This window comes from Ruegeria sp. SCSIO 43209 (assembly GCF_019904295.1).
Classification (GTDB): Bacteria; Pseudomonadota; Alphaproteobacteria; order Rhodobacterales; family Rhodobacteraceae; genus Ruegeria.
The window spans coordinates 2,326,872-2,341,700 of record NZ_CP065359.1; the positions used below are offsets into that span (position 1 = coordinate 2,326,872).

Sequence of the window (14,829 nt, forward strand, 5' to 3'; positions counted from 1 at the left end):
CCACTAGAACACGTCACCGCCGCGTGACGGTAGTGAGGATGCTATGTCTCAGCTCTTTCGAGCGATTGATAAAAATGCCGAACGTTGGCTGCTTTTAGTCTTCTACGTCATGCTCGTCGGCACGATGTTTATCGAAGTGGTCCGGCGCGAGGTCTTTGCCTACTCGTCCATCTGGGGCGAAGAAATCGTCCGGTATGCGTTCATCTATCTCGCATGGATCGGTGCCGCCGCTGCAGTCAAGGAACGCGGGCATATCCGCATTGATGTTCTGATGCACTACGTCCCGCGCACGGTCAAAACGCTGCTGTACATCTTCGGCGACATCGTGATGTTCATCGTGGCACTCGTCGCGATCTATTGGTCGTGGGAGACAGTCCACGTGTCCTGGAAATTCGGGTCTGTCACACACGGCCTGCGGATCAGCCAGGTCTTTTTCCTCATGGCGGTGCCGTTTGGCTTCGCGCTGGTCATCTTTCGGCTGGTGCAGTCCTTCCTCCGCGACATTGCCGACCTTCGAACGGGCCGTCCCGTCTACGAAGGCGACAAGCTGTTTGATTAAGGGAGGGCCTGAGCCATGATGTGGCAACAACTCGGCGGTCAAACGCTTGAACTTGGGTGGGATTTCTACGCCTCCGTCATTCTCTTCGTCGCTCTTGTCGCGCTCGCCGTTCCGGTCTGGGCCGCGATCGGCGCAGCATCGATCACAATGCTGATCATGTCCGGCGCATTGCCGCTGAGCCTTGTCGGCGAAAAGCTGTTCTCGGGCATCGATGCCTTCGCGCTGACAGCTGTGCCGTTGTTTATCCTGACCGGCGACGTGCTTGTCCGAACCGGGCTCAGTCGAAAGTTTCTGGACGTCGCCGAAGCCCTGACCTGCTGGGCCAAGGGTGGCTTCGGTTCGGCCACCGTTTTGGTCTGTGGCATGTTCGCAGCGATTTCCGGGTCGGACGCAGCAGGTGCGGCAGCGGTAGGGCGCATGACTATCGACCGGCTGGTCGAGAGCGGTTATCCCCGCCCCTACGCCTGCGCTTTGGTCGCGGCAGGAGCCTGCACCGGCATCCTCATCCCGCCCTCTATCGCCTATATCATCATCGGCCTCGTGCTGGGCATAGCGGTCTCGACCTTGTTCCTTGCTGCGCTGATCCCCGGCCTTTTGATCCTGACGGCCATCCTGATCACCAACGTCGTGATGAACCGGCTGAACCTTTGGGAAGGTGGCGGCATGATGACCGCAGCTGAATGGCGCGCGAACCTGTGGAAGACGGTCAAGTCCGGCTGGTACGCTTTCCTTGTCCCCGGCATCATTTTCTACGGCATCTTCTCGGGGAAACTGACCCCGACCGAGGCAGGTGCCGTGGCGGTCGTCGTGACCATCGTCATCGGGTTTATCCTGGGCACCCTGAAGCTTTCGGATTTCCCGGCCATGCTGGTCAGTTCGGCCAAGGTCAACGGCGTGATCCTTCCGATCATCGCCTTCTCGATCCCTCTGGCCGAAGCTCTGGCGATCATTGGAGTGCCGCAAGGATTTGTAGGGGCTTTGACCTCGGTCAGCAGTAACGAATTCGTACTGATCGCCATGATGGTCCTTATCCTGATCATTGCGGGCTGCGTTATGGAAACGACGCCCAACATCGTGATCCTGGCACCGATTCTCTACCCGTTGGCGCAAGAGATTGAGATGAACCAGATTCAGTTCTGCATCATGATGATCACCGCGCTGGGGGTCGGGTTTATTACTCCACCCTTGGGGCTGAACTTGTTCGTGGTGTCGGGGATTACGGGCGAGTCGATCCTCAAGATCGCCTACCGCGCCATCCCGTTTGTTTTCTTCATGCTGATCGTGACGTTGATGATCGCCTATATCCCGGCGTTCTCTACCTCACTGTTGCCTGATGTCTATCGATAAGCCGCCGAAAGACGCGGTAAGAAAAGGACTCGATACATGACCCGTGAATACCTGAAGAAAGCCACGCTGACCGCGCGCAGCGGAGCGTCAGACGTCAGTGAAATTGTGCAGGGAATCCTGACTGATATTGAAGCAGGCGGCGATGCCAAGGCGTTGGAATACGCCGCCAAATTCGACAACTACGAAGGCAACGTCATTCTCAGCGATGCCGAAATACAGGCCGCGATGGATGCCGTGCCAGAAAAGCTGAAGCGCGACATCGAGTTCAGCCACAGCAACGTCAAACGCTTTGCCGAGGCACAGAAAGCGTCCATGACCGACATCGCAGTCGAGGTTGTGCCGGGCCTGACCGCTGGCCAGAAGATGATCCCGGTGGATGCAGCCGGTTGCTACGTCCCAGGCGGGCGCTACAGCCATATCGCCAGCGCGATCATGACCGTTACGACGGCGAAGGTGGCGGGATGTAAACATATCGTCGCCTGCTCACCGCCGCGCCCCGATGTCGGCATTGCGCCTGCGATCGTCTACGCCGCGCATATCTGTGGCGCCGACAAGATCATGGCCATGGGCGGCGTGCAGGGGGTTGCGGCGATGACCTTCGGGTTGTTCGGGCTTCCCAAGGCTAACATCCTTGTGGGCCCCGGCAATCAGTTTGTGGCCGAAGCAAAGCGTATCCTGTTCGGGCGTGTCGGCATCGACATGATCGCGGGCCCGACGGACAGTCTGGTCCTTGCGGATGTCACTGCTGATCCGATGGTTGTTGCAACTGACCTCGTTGGGCAGGCCGAGCACGGATACAACTCACCGGTTTGGCTGGTGACAGACAATCGCGACCTCGCCGAAGAGGTTATGCGCTTGGTGCCAGTGCTGATCGAGGACCTGCCCGAAGTGAACCGCGAAAACGCTACGGCTGCGTGGCGCGATTATGCCGAGGTCATCCTGTGCGCGGATCGCGAAGAAATGGCGGCGACATCGGATCAATACGCCCCGGAACACCTGACAGTCATGGCCGATGATCTTGATTGGTGGCTGGATCGGCTGACGTGCTATGGGTCGCTTTTCTTGGGCGAAGAGACCACGGTTGCCTTTGGCGACAAAGCCTCGGGCACCAATCACGTGCTGCCCACGAGCCGGGCGGCCACTTACACCGGTGGCCTCAGCGTCCATAAATACATGAAGATCGTGACCTGGCAGTGCTCGACCGCTGATGCGATGAAGCCGATTGCGCAGGCGACGGCCCGTATCTCACGCCTTGAAGGTATGGAGGGGCACGCGCGTACTGCGGATATTCGACTGGCCAAGTTCTTCCCCGATGAAAACTTTGACCTGACAGCCGAAGACTGACCCAACCCGTGACCTATCATCCTGATCTCACTGGACATACCGCTCTTGTGACCGGGGCCAGCTCCGGCCTTGGTCGCAGAGCGGCAGAGGTACTGTCGCATGCCGGCGCTAAGGTCGTGGGCGTGGCGCGACGTGCAGAAGCGTTGGCCGAGCTGGATCAGGTCCATCCCCTGCCCTGGAATCTTTCGGATCGTGATCGGTTGGCAGAGCTGGCCGTCGCCGCGTCGCAGCCGTTTGGGGCACCGGATATTCTGGTGCATGCCGCCGGGATCAACACGCGCGAGGCTGCGGATGATGTATCGCCTGAGGGGTGGGACATCACACTGGGATTGAACCTTGCCGTTCCCTTCTTTCTGTCGCAGCACCTAGTGCCCGATATGAAGGCCAAAGGCTGGGGACGGATCGTAAATTTCGCATCGCTCCAGTCCAGCCGGGCTTTTCCAGGTGGGCTTAGCTATGGGGCGTCAAAGGGCGGCGTGGCACAGCTGACCCGAGCAATGGCCGAGGCCTGGTCATCAAGCGGAATCTGCGTAAACGCGATTGGCCCTGGGTTCTTTCGAACCGAGCTGACGGCTGCGGTGTTCAATGATCCTGAACGCGCGAACCGTAATGCTGCGCAGACCTGTATCGGTCGCAACGGTGAGCCCAAAGACCTCGACGGCCCGTTGCTGTTCTTTTGCTCTGATGCCTGTGCCTTCGTGACCGGGCAAGTTTTGATGGTCGATGGAGGGTTTACAGCGAAATGAAAGCTTTGGTTTACACCGATGTCGAAACACTGGAATACCGCAAATTCGCGAACCCAGAGCCAGGCCCCGATGAGGTTCTCGTCCGTATCGATAGCGTCGGCATTTGCGGGTCCGACATGCACGCCTATCTGGGCCATGATGACCGCCGCCCGGCACCGCTGATCCTCGGCCATGAAGGGGCCGGAGTGACTGCTGATGGTCGCCGCGTAACCATCAATCCGCTGGTAAACGACCCCAACAGCGCGGCCAGCCGGTCCGGACGTGAGAACCTTTGCCCCTCGCGACAGATCATCTCAATGCCGCCGCGCGAAGGCGCTTTTGCGGAATACGTCGCTATCCCAGAGCGCAATTTGATTGAAGTGCCCTCGCATATCACGCTGGAGCAGGCCGCACTCGCCGAACCGATTGCAGTCAGCTGGCATGCGGTGCGGCTGGGGCTTGCGTCCCTGCACCCGGCAGACGAACGGCGTGCCCATGTGATTGGCGGCGGGGCAATCGGGCTAGCGGCAGCTCTCGCGCTCACTGCGATGGGGGTCGAGCAGGTGACCTTATCCGAACCCAACGCAGCCCGTGCGACCTATCTTCGCGACACCTGTGGAATCGCCGTTGTGGACACACCGGAACAGGACATTCCATTGGTGATCGACGCAGTGGGGTTTTCGTCTACCCGTGCGGTTGCCTCGGCGCTCGTCAGCCCGGGCGGGGTGATTTTGCACATCGGCCTAGGCAGTTCCGAAGGTGGATTGGATATCCGACGCATCACGCTGCAGGAAATCACGCTGATCGGCACCTACACCTATACCGCACAGGACTTCCGCGACACATGCAATGCCATGTTCAACGGCCGCCTCGGGACGCTTGACTGGGTTGAAACCCGCGACCTGTCCGACGGGGCCGCGGCCTTTACAGACATTCGCGCTGGCAAGACGCTTGCGCCGAAAACCATCCTTAAACCATAGCAAAAACCGGAGACCTTCATGTCAAATCCAGCCCCAAATGAAATACCGCACCTTTTGGTGCATGAAGAGGAAGACAATGTCGGTGTCGTGGTCGTTGAAGGCCTGACTGCAGGCACCGACATGCTGTGCTGTATTACACATGACAACTCGACCTTTCGCCTGACCGCAGGCGCGGATGTTCCGATTGGCCACAAGATTGCGCTCACGGACCTCAAGAACGGCGATACGGCGATCAAATATGGCGAAGACATTGGTAAGATCATCGCTGACATCCCACGCGGCGGGCATGTCCACACGCAAAACTGCAAGACCAAGCGCTGGTAAGGGGTTAATACCATGAGCAAATATTCAAACATGACTGTCATGGGCTACCGGCGCGAAAACGGCCGGGTTGGTGTGCGCAACCACGTGCTGATCCTGCCCGTCGATGACATTTCCAACGCCGCCTGCGAGGCAGTCGCCAACAACGTCAAGGGCACGCTGGCAATCCCACATGCTTATGGCCGCCTTCAGTTCGGCGAGGACCTCGAGCTGCATTTCCGCACTATGATCGGCACAGGGGCCAACCCGAATGTCCACTCGGTGGTCGTCATCGGCATCGAGCCGGGTTGGACCAAACGCATTGCCGACGGCATCCGCGAGACCGGCAAGGACGTGGCAGAGTTCTCAATCGAACAGAACGGTGACTTCGAGACCATCCGGCGCGCTTCATGGGCCGCCAAGGATTTTGTCCACAAGGCCACCGAGGTCCAGCGCGAGGAATGCTCGATCAACGAGCTTTGGATTTCGACCAAATGCGGTGAAAGCGACACGACAACGGGTCTGGGGTCCTGCCCAACCGTTGGCAACATGTATGACAAGTTGCTGCCCGAAGGGATCACCGGGTTCTTTGGTGAAACCTCGGAAATCACCGGGGCGGAACATATCTGCCAGAAACGCGCCATCAACGAAGAGGTCGGCGAGCGCTGGTACAAGATGTGGAAGGCCTATCAGGACGATGTGATCTTTGCGCATCAAACCGATGATCTCAGCGACAGTCAGCCAACCAAGGGCAACATCGAAGGTGGCCTGACCACCATTGAGGAAAAGGCGCTTGGCAACCTCGAAAAGATCGGCCGGACTTCGCAGTATATCGACATTCTGGAACCTGCCGAGCAACCTAACTCGGGCAAAGGCCTGTACTTCATGGACAGTTCATCAGCTGCGGCGGAATGTGTGACGCTGATGGCGGCGGGCGGTGCTGTGATCCATACCTTCCCGACAGGTCAGGGCAACGTGGTGGGCAACCCGATCGTTCCGGTCATCAAGATCACCGCGAACCCGCGTACAGTGCGCACCATGGGCGAGCATGTGGACGTTGATGTTTCAGGCATCTTGCGGCGCGAACAAACCATTGATCAGGCTGGTGATGCTCTGATCGATATGATCCGCAGGACAGCAAACGGCCGTAACACCGCGGCAGAGGCGCTGGGACATCGGGAATTCTCGATGACAAAACTGTATCGCAGCGCATAGTAACCTCAAGGCGGCCATTGCATATGCGGTGGCCGTCTTTCTCTTGAACCGAGGTCCAGAATGGGCGCGGCTCGAGGTGTTTGGCCACTAAGGCAGGGCGGGGTCCTGGGCAACAGATCAGAACCGTTAATTCTGAAAGTACTTATCAAGTTATGATGCACCAAGCCCTGCTCGTTGACATCGCCGAAACTCACTGGGAGTGCTTTACATGTATAAATCCATATTGATCCCCGTTGCCATTGATCATGAAGAGTTGGTTGCCGAGAAAATCACCACTGCCCGCAAGCTTTTGGCAGCTGACGGAAAGATCACACTACTTACAGTTCTGGAACAAATCCCGGGTTTTACGGCGGAATTCGTGACAGTGAAATCCGAGAACCATCTGACCAACAAAATCATGGGAACCCTAAAGTCGATCGCCGGAGAAGCGACCGATATAAACTGCCAGGTAGAAACGGGAAAGCCAGGGCTGCGTATTACCGAGTTCGCGCGAGAAATCGGCGCTGATTTGATTGTTGTCGGAGCGCATCACCCATCGGCAATGGACTATTTTCTAGGATCAACGGCAGCGCGTGTTTCTCGTCGGGCATCGTGTTCCGTCTTGATTCAGCGACCGCAATCTTGAAAATTCTCTAAGCGTCGACCCGAACGCTACGGCTGCGTTGCGAGAAGCAGGTGGCCACGGAACCACTCCATGGGTTCGCACCCCTGTTGGATGTTTTCAACCGTGTGCGATCGACGCCAGCGAGAATTGCCCAGGTACACTATGGGAGCCGACGATTGCCTTCGAGATATGCGGACATTTACCCCTCGGAACCTTTACTAAACAGCGATGCGATCGAGCGGCCTTCGGCTGCAGGGTTGATGTCCGTTCGGTATTTCCGGGCTGAGCCGGATCAGATGCCCGAGGATGTTTTCAAAGAGCATCACGTGCTTCTCAATCTCCAGACCATTCCGCACAGAGTTCGGAACTGGAGGGATGATGAGTTGCGGGATTTCATGTTTCACAAGGATGAAATCATCGTCACTCCGGCTGGTATGCGATCGGGTTGGCAGTGGTACGCGACGTCTGATGTCATCGTTATCACGCTGGACCCGGCTAAGGTTGAACGCTTTGCTCAGTCCGAGCTGGGCATGCTGCTTGACCCGCAGCAATTTCGGGATTTGCCGCAGTTCTCGGACCCTGATCTGTGCACGGCTGGCGTTATACTGCGCGACGCATTGGAATCGACCGACATGTCTTCAGTCGTGATGTTCGAAGCCATGAGCCGCGTATTCCTAGTGAAACTGCTCCAGAAATATGGAAAACGCCGGATCGAAGATGTTCAGTTGTCATCCCGCTTCACATCCCGGCATTACCAGCGCGTTTTGGCCTTTGTACAGAACCGGCTGGATCAGACCATAACCGTTGAGCAGCTCGCGACCGAGGCGGGAATGAGCCCTTCGCACTTCGCACGCATGTTCAAAGAGACGTTGGGCACGACCCCGATGCAATATGTCATGGCCTACCGAATTGAACAGGCGATGAAGATGATGCAAGACCAGCAGCGTCCTCTGGGTGATATCGCTTTGGAATGTGGCTTTTCCGATCAGGCTCATTTCACGCGCAGCTTTAAACAGGTGGTGGGACAAACCCCCAAGGCTTATCGCGCGGCCAACATGGCTTGATGCAGGATCATTCAAAAACACAGCAGTCCGGTGCAATCAAGTGAACCTCCGGCAACGTATCTCTTTCGTCATCGGGCTTGCGCCCATCCAGACAGACTTTGGGAGATATCGCGATGAAAACCCTCGCTCTGAATACCGCTGCGGCTTTAATGGCCTCGACAGCTGCCGTCGCACAGGTCGAAACCCGCATTGTCACCTTTGAGAATGAAGGTGCCACCCTATCCGGCACACTGTACCTACCCGAAGAACGCGGCGATGCACCTTTGCCAACGGTCGTGGTCACAGGGGCCTGGACCTCGGTACAAGAACAGATGCCGGCGAACTATGCCCGGGAAATGGCCGAACGCGGATTTGCCGCCTTCACCTTCGATTTCCGGGGCTGGGGTAAATCCGGCGATCTGCCGAACCAAGCGCGCTTTGTCGAAAGCCCCGAAGCCAAGACCTCGGACATCAAGGCAGCGATCGAATTCATAGCGACCCTGCCAGAAGTGGACGCCGAGCACATCAATGGGCTGGGTATCTGCGCCTCAGCGGGTTATATGGTCGATGCCGTCTCGGGCAACCCGCTGGTTCAGCGACTTGGTTTGGTTGCTCCCTGGCTGCAGAACGCCGAAATTGTTGAGGCCGTCTACGGCGGCGCAGAAGGTGTTGCCGGCTTGCTTCAAGTCTCTCGGGCTGCCGAAGCCGCCGGGGGCCAGATCATTCCTGCCGCGGGTCCAGAAGGTGCCGAAGGCGTGCTGATGCCGATCGGTGGCTACTACTATGAGGCGGACCGTGGAGCGATCCCGGAATATGATGACAAATGGAACAATGCAGGCTGGGAAGGCTGGCTGACCTACCATCCCGCCGACAACCCACAGCGTCTGGATAAACCGCTGACCATTGTTCACTCTGAAAGCGCAGCGATCCCGCAGGGCGTGCAGACCTTCCTTGCCGGATTTGCCGGTGAAGCGACTGCGCAGTGGCTCGAGGATGTCACGCAGTTCGATTTCTACGACAACCCCGAGGACGTGACACGGGCGGCCGACGCCGTTGCCGACCACTTCCGCGCCGGATTGGATAATTGATCCTGCTGATCAGGCGTCGGACCTCGCTATCCGACGCCTCATTCCCTTGGAGACCCTAATGACCCGAAAACTTCAACTAGCACTCGCGGTCGCGACCGTTATGGGAGGCAACGCAATGGCCGATACCCCCGAAGACAATATGAAAGTGGTTCAGAATTTTTTTGCGGCTTACGGCTCGAACGACCTTGATGGAATCGCCGCTGTCATGGACGAGGACGTACAATGGCACATTCCCGGCCGCCATCCGCTGAGCGGCACCAAAAACGGTCGGGATGAAGTTTTGGCCTTCTTCGCCCAGTTGGGCGCAGCTGGGTTTCAGGCTGACCCGATCTACTTTGGCGCGGATGAAACCCATGTTGTAGATATTCACCGAGGCTGGTCCAACGCCGAAGGTAAGCCGAATGTCGATACCATCTGGGCTCTGGTCTACCGGATCGAGAACGGCAAGATCGTCGAGGCCACCAATCTCAGTGCCGATCAGGATGCGGCAAATGCGTTTTTTTGGTCGCAATACACCTTAGCGCCCGTGCCTGAACGCCTGGCTAATGAATGAAGCAGGCGCAGCAACGTACGTTGCTTTGTCCAACTCTGACAAAGGACCCGGATATGAAACGATCCCTCATCGCCATGCTCACCGCCATAACAATGATTGGAGGCCCTGCATTGGCCGATCAAACCGACATCACCCGCACCCTAACGGATATCGCTGCAGGCGCAGACCGGCATGATTGGACCCGTGTAAGGGATGCCTTCGCCGATCACGTCAACATTGACTACACCAGCCTTTGGGGTGGAGACCCGGCAACCCAACCCGCTGACGAACTTGTTGCGGGCTGGGCCGCCTTCTTGCCCGGGTTCGACAGCACGCATCACATGGTGACCAACCACGCAATCACCTCAGTTTCAGAAACCGCCGCGACGGCGCAGGCTGATTTCACCGCTACCCACCGGCTTGACGATGGCCTATGGGTATTGGGCGGCCGTTATGACTATGTGCTGGAAAAAACAGGTGACCGCTGGGTTGTAACAGCGATGACAATGACCGCTCTTTGGGAAACCGGCGACCGTGGTCTCGTCGCCCTCGCCGGTGAACGCGGGGCCGGGGCCAACTGACATCAGTTAACGCCGCATCGTTGCGCGCCGGTTGCCTTGCCAGAGCGATGTTGGCAATCTCACTATTAGGCTTTGCTTTCGGTTAACTGACGAAAATTCAAAGGAAACCTCATGACCGAACAACGTATCGCACTTGTGACCGGAGCCAATCGAGGCATCGGCAAAGAAGTCGCCCTACAACTGGCCCGCGATCATGGATTATTTGTTTTGGTAGCATCGCGCGACCCGCAAAAGGGACAAGCCACGGCCGAAGAGATTGGGCATGGAGCTAAGGCCTTGCAACTGGACGTGTCCGATCAGAGCTCGGTCAACGCTGCCTTTGATAAGATCAACTCCGAATACGGATATCTCGACATACTGGTAAACAATGCAGGCGTTGACTACGACACGGATCAGCACACGCTCAGCGCCGACCTGGTGCGCGTGCGCCGTGCTTTCGAGACCAACTTCTTCGGAGCCTGGGCAACAACCATTTCGGCCGTTCCTTTACTTCAAAATGGTCATGATGCCCGGATTGTAAACGTGTCTTCCGGCTCAGGAGCGCTGACAGGCATGTCATCCAGCACTCCTGGATATGGCATCTCGAAAACAGCGCTCAATGCGCTGACCATCAAGACTGCGGCTGATTTGAAACCCGAAGGCATCCTTGTCAACGCAGTGTGCCCCGGCTGGGTCGCCACTGACATGGGCGGGGGTGGTCGCCCGGTGTCCGAAGGGGCCAAGGGCGTCGTGTGGGCTGCAACACTGCCTGTGAACGGTCCAACAGGTGGTTTCTTTCGGGATGGGGTGCAAATTGATTGGTAGGATTTATCTCGGCGCCATGAAATCGATCAGTTTCCTGACACGCTCGGGCAACAGGCGACGGCTGGGATAAACCGCATACATGTCTCGAGTCAGCGGGACAGTATTCTCAACTTCCAGTCGTCGCAGATCGCCCTCCACCATATCCTTAGGCAACATCGCTATCCCCAGATTACGACGAGCGGCCTGTGCTATGACATCAAGGTCGCCAATATTATGGGCTATGTGGGCTGGATTCACCGTCTCTCCCGTTTCCAGTACCCAAGGTTGACCCGCCATCAGCGCAGGAAGAGTCTGGAACTTCGGTCGCGTCAAAGGTCCCGAAAGTCCGTGCTCTCGAATGAAGCCCTGCCCTGCGCAAAAACAATATGGAACTGACCATAACCGCTTAGCAACAAGACCGGAGTCCGCAAGCGGACCGACCCGAAAGGCGAGGTCGATATTGTCCGCGAAAAAATCCAGCATGATGTTAGTCGTCGTCAGTTCAAGCTGGACCTGAGGATTTTGTTCGGCGAAATCCACCAGCTTTGGCCCAATCGTTGTACGAGCTGCCAAGGGTGGGGCCGTAATGCGGATCGTGTGGTGCCGCGTGTCATCGGTAAAACCCGCAACACGCTGAAGCGCTTCAATCGGATCCTGACAACGATCCAGAAGACGGCGCCCCTCTTCGGTCAGGCGCACCTGCCTTGTCGTGCGCTCGAATAGCTTAGCGCCCAGATGATCCTCTAACATGGCAATCCTGCGACTAATCCTGCTAAGCGGAATACCCAGCCGATCTGCAGCTTTGGAAAAGCTGAGGTGGTGGGCGACAACAGTAAACAGGCCAAGGTCGTTGTAGATCATAATTCTATTTATGAGATAATACCTTCTAGATTCAACGATTATCACGAAATGGCGTCATCGCTATCTTCTGCGAAACAAAAGGAGATGCATGATGCCGTACGCGATAGAAATCACCCAAACTGGCGGGCCCGAAGTTCTGCGAAGCGTTGACCAAGCTGTCGCACAGCCCGGTGCCAGAGAAATCCTGATCCGTAATCATGCCGGGGCGGTAAATTTTATCGATACGATTATTCGCCGTGGCGAAATGCCAGAGGGCATGATGCCAGACCTGCCCCATGTACCCGGCGTTGAAGGTGCCGGAATCGTCGAAGCGACGGGCAAAGATGCCGTTGGTTTCGCCGTGGGTGATCGCGTCGCATGGATGGGCCCGATTGGTGCGGGCGGCTATGGTACGCATTCCGTAATAAGTGCACCTTATGTAACCAAAATTGCCGATACCATCGCCTTTGAAACCGCAGCAGCAATCCCTGTAAACGCAATGACGGCCTATCACATGCTGGTCAATCTGGGCGGTGCGGCGGCCGGAAGATCCGTACTGGTGCATGCGGCTGCAGGCGGAGTGGGCACGATGGCCCTCCACATCGCCAAGCATCTGGGCATGACTGTGATCGCTTCGGTCAGCACTGAAAAGGTCGGATACGCCCAGGCGCAAGGAGCAGATTTTGTCATCGACTATCGTACTCAGGACGTGGCCACGCTGGTGCCAGAGATCACAAGTGGGCGCGGTGTTGATCTGACGTTGAATCCGGTTTCCGGTGACTCCTTGAAATCAGACCTTGATGCGCTGGCTCCCCTTGGAACGGCTGTGCTCTTCGGATTCCTTGCCGGGCCGCCAGCTGGCGATTTTGCCGAGGATCTGGCGAAACACTTCCAGAAATCTGTCTCAGTGCGGGTCAGCGATATTTACACGTATTTTTCCAACCGACCAACTGCATTCGGCGCGGACATGACCAAGGTATTCAAGCTGTTGGAAACTGGCATTCTGCGTCCTCAGATCACCACATACCCAATCGCCAAGGCTACGGAAGCACATCGCCGCCTAGAGGCGGGCGAAACCACCGGCAAGTTGGTGCTCAGCATCGATTGACTCATTTAACAGACACGACATGCAAGGAACCAAAGCAATGAACTCGGTTTTCGAAACGGCCCTCATCGGCAAACACGTTGTTATCATTGGCGGCAGCAGCGGCATGGGTAAGGCCACCGCAAAGCTGGCGGTGGCGCTCGGTGCGAAAGTTACCATCGCCAGCCGGAGTCTCGCCAAGCTGGAGGCAGCAGCGGCAGACATCGGAGGCGGAGTTCAGATCGCACCGGTCGATACCACCAACGAAACTGGCATGAAGTCCTGGGCCAGCGGCCTTGAAAAAGTAGATCATCTGGTCATCTCTGCCTCAAGCGCAGCGCGTGGGGCCTTCGCCGAATTGCCAACCACTGACCTGCGCGCGATGTTCGAGGCTAAATTTATCGGGCCCTATGTGGCGGCGCGTGAAGTCTTGCCTGTCTTGACTGAAGGCGGCTCCATCACCTTCTTTTCTGGCGTCCTCAGCCGCCGACCCTCTGCCGGTGCAACGGGTCTTGGGGCCGTGAACGCGGCGGTCGAAGCCCTGTCCAAGGGGTTGGCATTGGAGCTATCAGGTCGTGCGCGCGTGAACTGCATTAGCCCAGGAATGGTTGCGACCGAGGCTTACGCGGCAATGTCCAATGAGGCTCGCGAGGCCATGTTCGCTCAGGTTGGTAACAGCCTGCCCGTCAGACGTATTGGTGAGGCAGAGGACATCGCCCAAGCCGTGATAATGGCAATGACAAATGGCTATCTCACGGGCGCTGTGCTGGATGTGGATGGTGGTCACCTAGTGCGTGGCTGAAAGGCCAATGCGGATTGGCCTGATCCAATCAGGGCTCTTCCGCGTGATATAGGCCTAGCTGATGGCGACGCTTGTGAAAGGTCGCCACTCTTTCGACGATCTCGTCGCTGGCCACTGCAATGACGAACGACAAAAGCGTTTCGAGCAATGCGATAGTACTTACTGATGACGGGAAGAATTGCGGCGTATCCGCCGAGATGACGAACCCGTGTTGTGCATTGCGCAGAACAGGGCTGGCTGGGCTGTCAGAAAGACCGACCACCGTCATGCCCTGCTCTCGGGCAACTTGCACCGCCTCGACCACTTCATTCCGATAAGGTTTGCAGGTCATCGCAATTAGCACATCGCGTTTGTCCGCCCATGCCAGATCGTCAATCGGATTTGATCCAGCGCGCGGGATAGCATGAAACTGCACCATGCCCGTCGAGGCCAGATAAACAAAGTTTCGCGCATTCGAATTGTTCACGCCAACGCCCAGCACGAACACGTTACGCGAATTCCAGATATCTTCAGCGGCGGCTTTCAGCTGTTCGGACGAGATATTGGCAAACGTCTCCTCGACATTGCGCAGGGCGTCCTGAACCATATCCGCATAAAGCCCGCCCATATTGCCGGACTTACGAATATCCTGCAGCCAACGTGCGCGTTCCGGGAAATCGGCCTGCCCGCGCCGGATCGCCTCGCGGAAGGGAACCCGGAAATCTTCGTAGCCTTCGAACCCCACCTGCCGCGCCATTCGGACAATGGTATTGGGTTTCACATTGGCGGCTTCAGCAATTTCGCGTACAGTCGATACGCCCACGTCGCGCGGGTTCTCAAGCACATAGGTCGCAGCCTTGCGTGCCTCGGGTGTCAACTGAGACAGTTCTTCCGCCAGCCGTTCCAAAACTAAATTTGATACATCTGTCCCATTCATGATTGACGATGGTATTTTTGTTTGCATACGGTGTCGAGACCAAATCGACTCAGGGGGGGGCGGACCGATGTCTTTCAGTTCACTCC

Annotated in this window: 17 protein-coding genes; 15 read left to right on the top strand and 2 right to left on the bottom strand. The window is 57.2% G+C overall.

Going from position 1 to position 14,829, the window contains the following annotated elements; translation table 11 throughout:
* Positions 1 to 43 precede the first annotated feature (43 nt).
* The 13 genes from I5192_RS11655 to I5192_RS11715 all read left to right on the top strand — a co-directional run bounded on the left by I5192_RS11655 (position 44) and on the right by I5192_RS11715 (position 11,122).
* On the top strand, positions 44 to 559 hold the full coding sequence (locus tag I5192_RS11655; RefSeq protein WP_170392538.1) for a TRAP transporter small permease: 516 nt from the start codon (positions 44 to 46) through the stop codon (positions 557 to 559).
* A gap of 15 nt (positions 560 to 574) precedes the next feature.
* Entirely contained in the window at positions 575 to 1,906 is a 1,332-nt protein-coding gene (locus I5192_RS11660) for a TRAP transporter large permease (protein ID WP_170402124.1), read from the top strand.
* Between the two features lie 36 nt (positions 1,907 to 1,942).
* On the top strand, positions 1,943 to 3,250 hold the full coding sequence (hisD, locus tag I5192_RS11665; protein ID WP_223116898.1) for a histidinol dehydrogenase: 1,308 nt from the start codon (positions 1,943 to 1,945) through the stop codon (positions 3,248 to 3,250).
* Between the two features lie 8 nt (positions 3,251 to 3,258).
* Positions 3,259 to 3,996 (top strand): SDR family NAD(P)-dependent oxidoreductase, encoded by a 738-nt coding sequence (locus I5192_RS11670; protein ID WP_255611781.1) that lies wholly within the window; start codon positions 3,259 to 3,261, stop codon positions 3,994 to 3,996.
* Entirely contained in the window at positions 3,993 to 4,955 is a 963-nt protein-coding gene (locus I5192_RS11675) for an alcohol dehydrogenase catalytic domain-containing protein (RefSeq protein ID WP_223116899.1), read from the top strand. The genes I5192_RS11670 and I5192_RS11675 overlap by 4 nt, the downstream gene beginning before the upstream one ends.
* Before the next feature lie 18 nt (positions 4,956 to 4,973).
* Positions 4,974 to 5,279, top strand: coding sequence for a UxaA family hydrolase (locus I5192_RS11680; protein WP_170392543.1), 306 nt, complete (start codon positions 4,974 to 4,976; stop codon positions 5,277 to 5,279).
* A gap of 12 nt (positions 5,280 to 5,291) precedes the next feature.
* Entirely contained in the window at positions 5,292 to 6,470 is a 1,179-nt protein-coding gene (locus I5192_RS11685) for a UxaA family hydrolase (protein WP_170392544.1), read from the top strand.
* Between the two features lie 208 nt (positions 6,471 to 6,678).
* A complete protein-coding gene (locus tag I5192_RS11690) occupies positions 6,679 to 7,095 on the top strand; it encodes a universal stress protein (protein WP_170402133.1) in 417 nt (138 codons plus the stop codon).
* Positions 7,096 to 7,250: 155 nt separating this feature from the next.
* Positions 7,251 to 8,138, top strand: coding sequence for a helix-turn-helix transcriptional regulator (locus tag I5192_RS11695; protein WP_223116900.1), 888 nt, complete (start codon positions 7,251 to 7,253; stop codon positions 8,136 to 8,138).
* A 113-nt stretch (positions 8,139 to 8,251) separates the two neighbouring features.
* Positions 8,252 to 9,205 carry an alpha/beta hydrolase gene (locus I5192_RS11700; RefSeq protein ID WP_170392547.1) on the top strand — a complete coding sequence of 318 codons (954 nt, stop codon included), beginning with the start codon at positions 8,252 to 8,254 and terminating at the stop codon, positions 9,203 to 9,205.
* A 58-nt stretch (positions 9,206 to 9,263) separates the two neighbouring features.
* Entirely contained in the window at positions 9,264 to 9,758 is a 495-nt protein-coding gene (locus tag I5192_RS11705; RefSeq protein WP_223116901.1) for a nuclear transport factor 2 family protein, read from the top strand.
* Between the two features lie 53 nt (positions 9,759 to 9,811).
* Positions 9,812 to 10,318, top strand: coding sequence for a nuclear transport factor 2 family protein (locus tag I5192_RS11710; RefSeq protein ID WP_223116902.1), 507 nt, complete (start codon positions 9,812 to 9,814; stop codon positions 10,316 to 10,318).
* A 111-nt stretch (positions 10,319 to 10,429) separates the two neighbouring features.
* Positions 10,430 to 11,122: an SDR family NAD(P)-dependent oxidoreductase gene (locus I5192_RS11715; protein WP_170646668.1), complete on the top strand. Its 693-nt coding sequence runs from the start codon at positions 10,430 to 10,432 to the stop codon at positions 11,120 to 11,122.
* A 3-nt stretch (positions 11,123 to 11,125) separates the two neighbouring features.
* Here the strand turns inward: I5192_RS11715 and I5192_RS11720 are convergent, their stop codons facing one another.
* The gene (locus I5192_RS11720) at positions 11,126 to 11,962 is read right to left on the bottom strand and encodes a LysR family transcriptional regulator (RefSeq protein WP_223116903.1); all 837 of its coding nucleotides are present in this window, start codon (positions 11,960 to 11,962) and stop codon (positions 11,126 to 11,128) included.
* Positions 11,963 to 12,053: 91 nt separating this feature from the next.
* On the opposite strand from I5192_RS11720, the gene I5192_RS11725 reads away from it, so the two are divergent.
* Together I5192_RS11725 and I5192_RS11730 are read left to right on the top strand one after the other, a co-directional pair.
* The gene (locus tag I5192_RS11725) at positions 12,054 to 13,049 is read left to right on the top strand and encodes a zinc-binding dehydrogenase (RefSeq protein WP_223116904.1); all 996 of its coding nucleotides are present in this window, start codon (positions 12,054 to 12,056) and stop codon (positions 13,047 to 13,049) included.
* Between the two features lie 37 nt (positions 13,050 to 13,086).
* Positions 13,087 to 13,827 carry an SDR family oxidoreductase gene (locus tag I5192_RS11730; protein ID WP_223116905.1) on the top strand — a complete coding sequence of 247 codons (741 nt, stop codon included), beginning with the start codon at positions 13,087 to 13,089 and terminating at the stop codon, positions 13,825 to 13,827.
* Positions 13,828 to 13,855: 28 nt separating this feature from the next.
* Here the strand turns inward: I5192_RS11730 and I5192_RS11735 are convergent, their stop codons facing one another.
* The gene (locus I5192_RS11735; protein WP_170392553.1) at positions 13,856 to 14,743 is read right to left on the bottom strand and encodes a MurR/RpiR family transcriptional regulator; all 888 of its coding nucleotides are present in this window, start codon (positions 14,741 to 14,743) and stop codon (positions 13,856 to 13,858) included.
* Positions 14,744 to 14,829: the final 86 nt, after the last annotated feature.

Bases quoted from the DNA above. Each gene is read 5' to 3' on its own strand.
- I5192_RS11720 (WP_223116903.1), bottom strand. From the start codon at position 11,962: ATGATCTACAACGACCTTGGCCTGTTTACTGTTGTCGCCCACCACCTC.
- I5192_RS11680 (WP_170392543.1), top strand. From the start codon at position 4,974: ATGTCAAATCCAGCCCCAAATGAAATACCGCACCTTTTGGTGCATGAA.
- I5192_RS11685 (WP_170392544.1), top strand. From the start codon at position 5,292: ATGAGCAAATATTCAAACATGACTGTCATGGGCTACCGGCGCGAAAAC.
- I5192_RS11715 (WP_170646668.1), top strand. From the start codon at position 10,430: ATGACCGAACAACGTATCGCACTTGTGACCGGAGCCAATCGAGGCATC.
- I5192_RS11675 (WP_223116899.1), top strand. From the start codon at position 3,993: ATGAAAGCTTTGGTTTACACCGATGTCGAAACACTGGAATACCGCAAA.
- I5192_RS11710 (WP_223116902.1), top strand. From the start codon at position 9,812: ATGAAACGATCCCTCATCGCCATGCTCACCGCCATAACAATGATTGGA.
- I5192_RS11690 (WP_170402133.1), top strand. From the start codon at position 6,679: ATGTATAAATCCATATTGATCCCCGTTGCCATTGATCATGAAGAGTTG.
- I5192_RS11725 (WP_223116904.1), top strand. From the start codon at position 12,054: ATGCCGTACGCGATAGAAATCACCCAAACTGGCGGGCCCGAAGTTCTG.
- I5192_RS11660 (WP_170402124.1), top strand. From the start codon at position 575: ATGATGTGGCAACAACTCGGCGGTCAAACGCTTGAACTTGGGTGGGAT.
- I5192_RS11655 (WP_170392538.1), top strand. From the start codon at position 44: ATGTCTCAGCTCTTTCGAGCGATTGATAAAAATGCCGAACGTTGGCTG.
- I5192_RS11700 (WP_170392547.1), top strand. From the start codon at position 8,252: ATGAAAACCCTCGCTCTGAATACCGCTGCGGCTTTAATGGCCTCGACA.
- I5192_RS11730 (WP_223116905.1), top strand. From the start codon at position 13,087: ATGAACTCGGTTTTCGAAACGGCCCTCATCGGCAAACACGTTGTTATC.
- hisD (WP_223116898.1), top strand. From the start codon at position 1,943: ATGACCCGTGAATACCTGAAGAAAGCCACGCTGACCGCGCGCAGCGGA.
- I5192_RS11705 (WP_223116901.1), top strand. From the start codon at position 9,264: ATGACCCGAAAACTTCAACTAGCACTCGCGGTCGCGACCGTTATGGGA.
- I5192_RS11735 (WP_170392553.1), bottom strand. From the start codon at position 14,743: ATGAATGGGACAGATGTATCAAATTTAGTTTTGGAACGGCTGGCGGAA.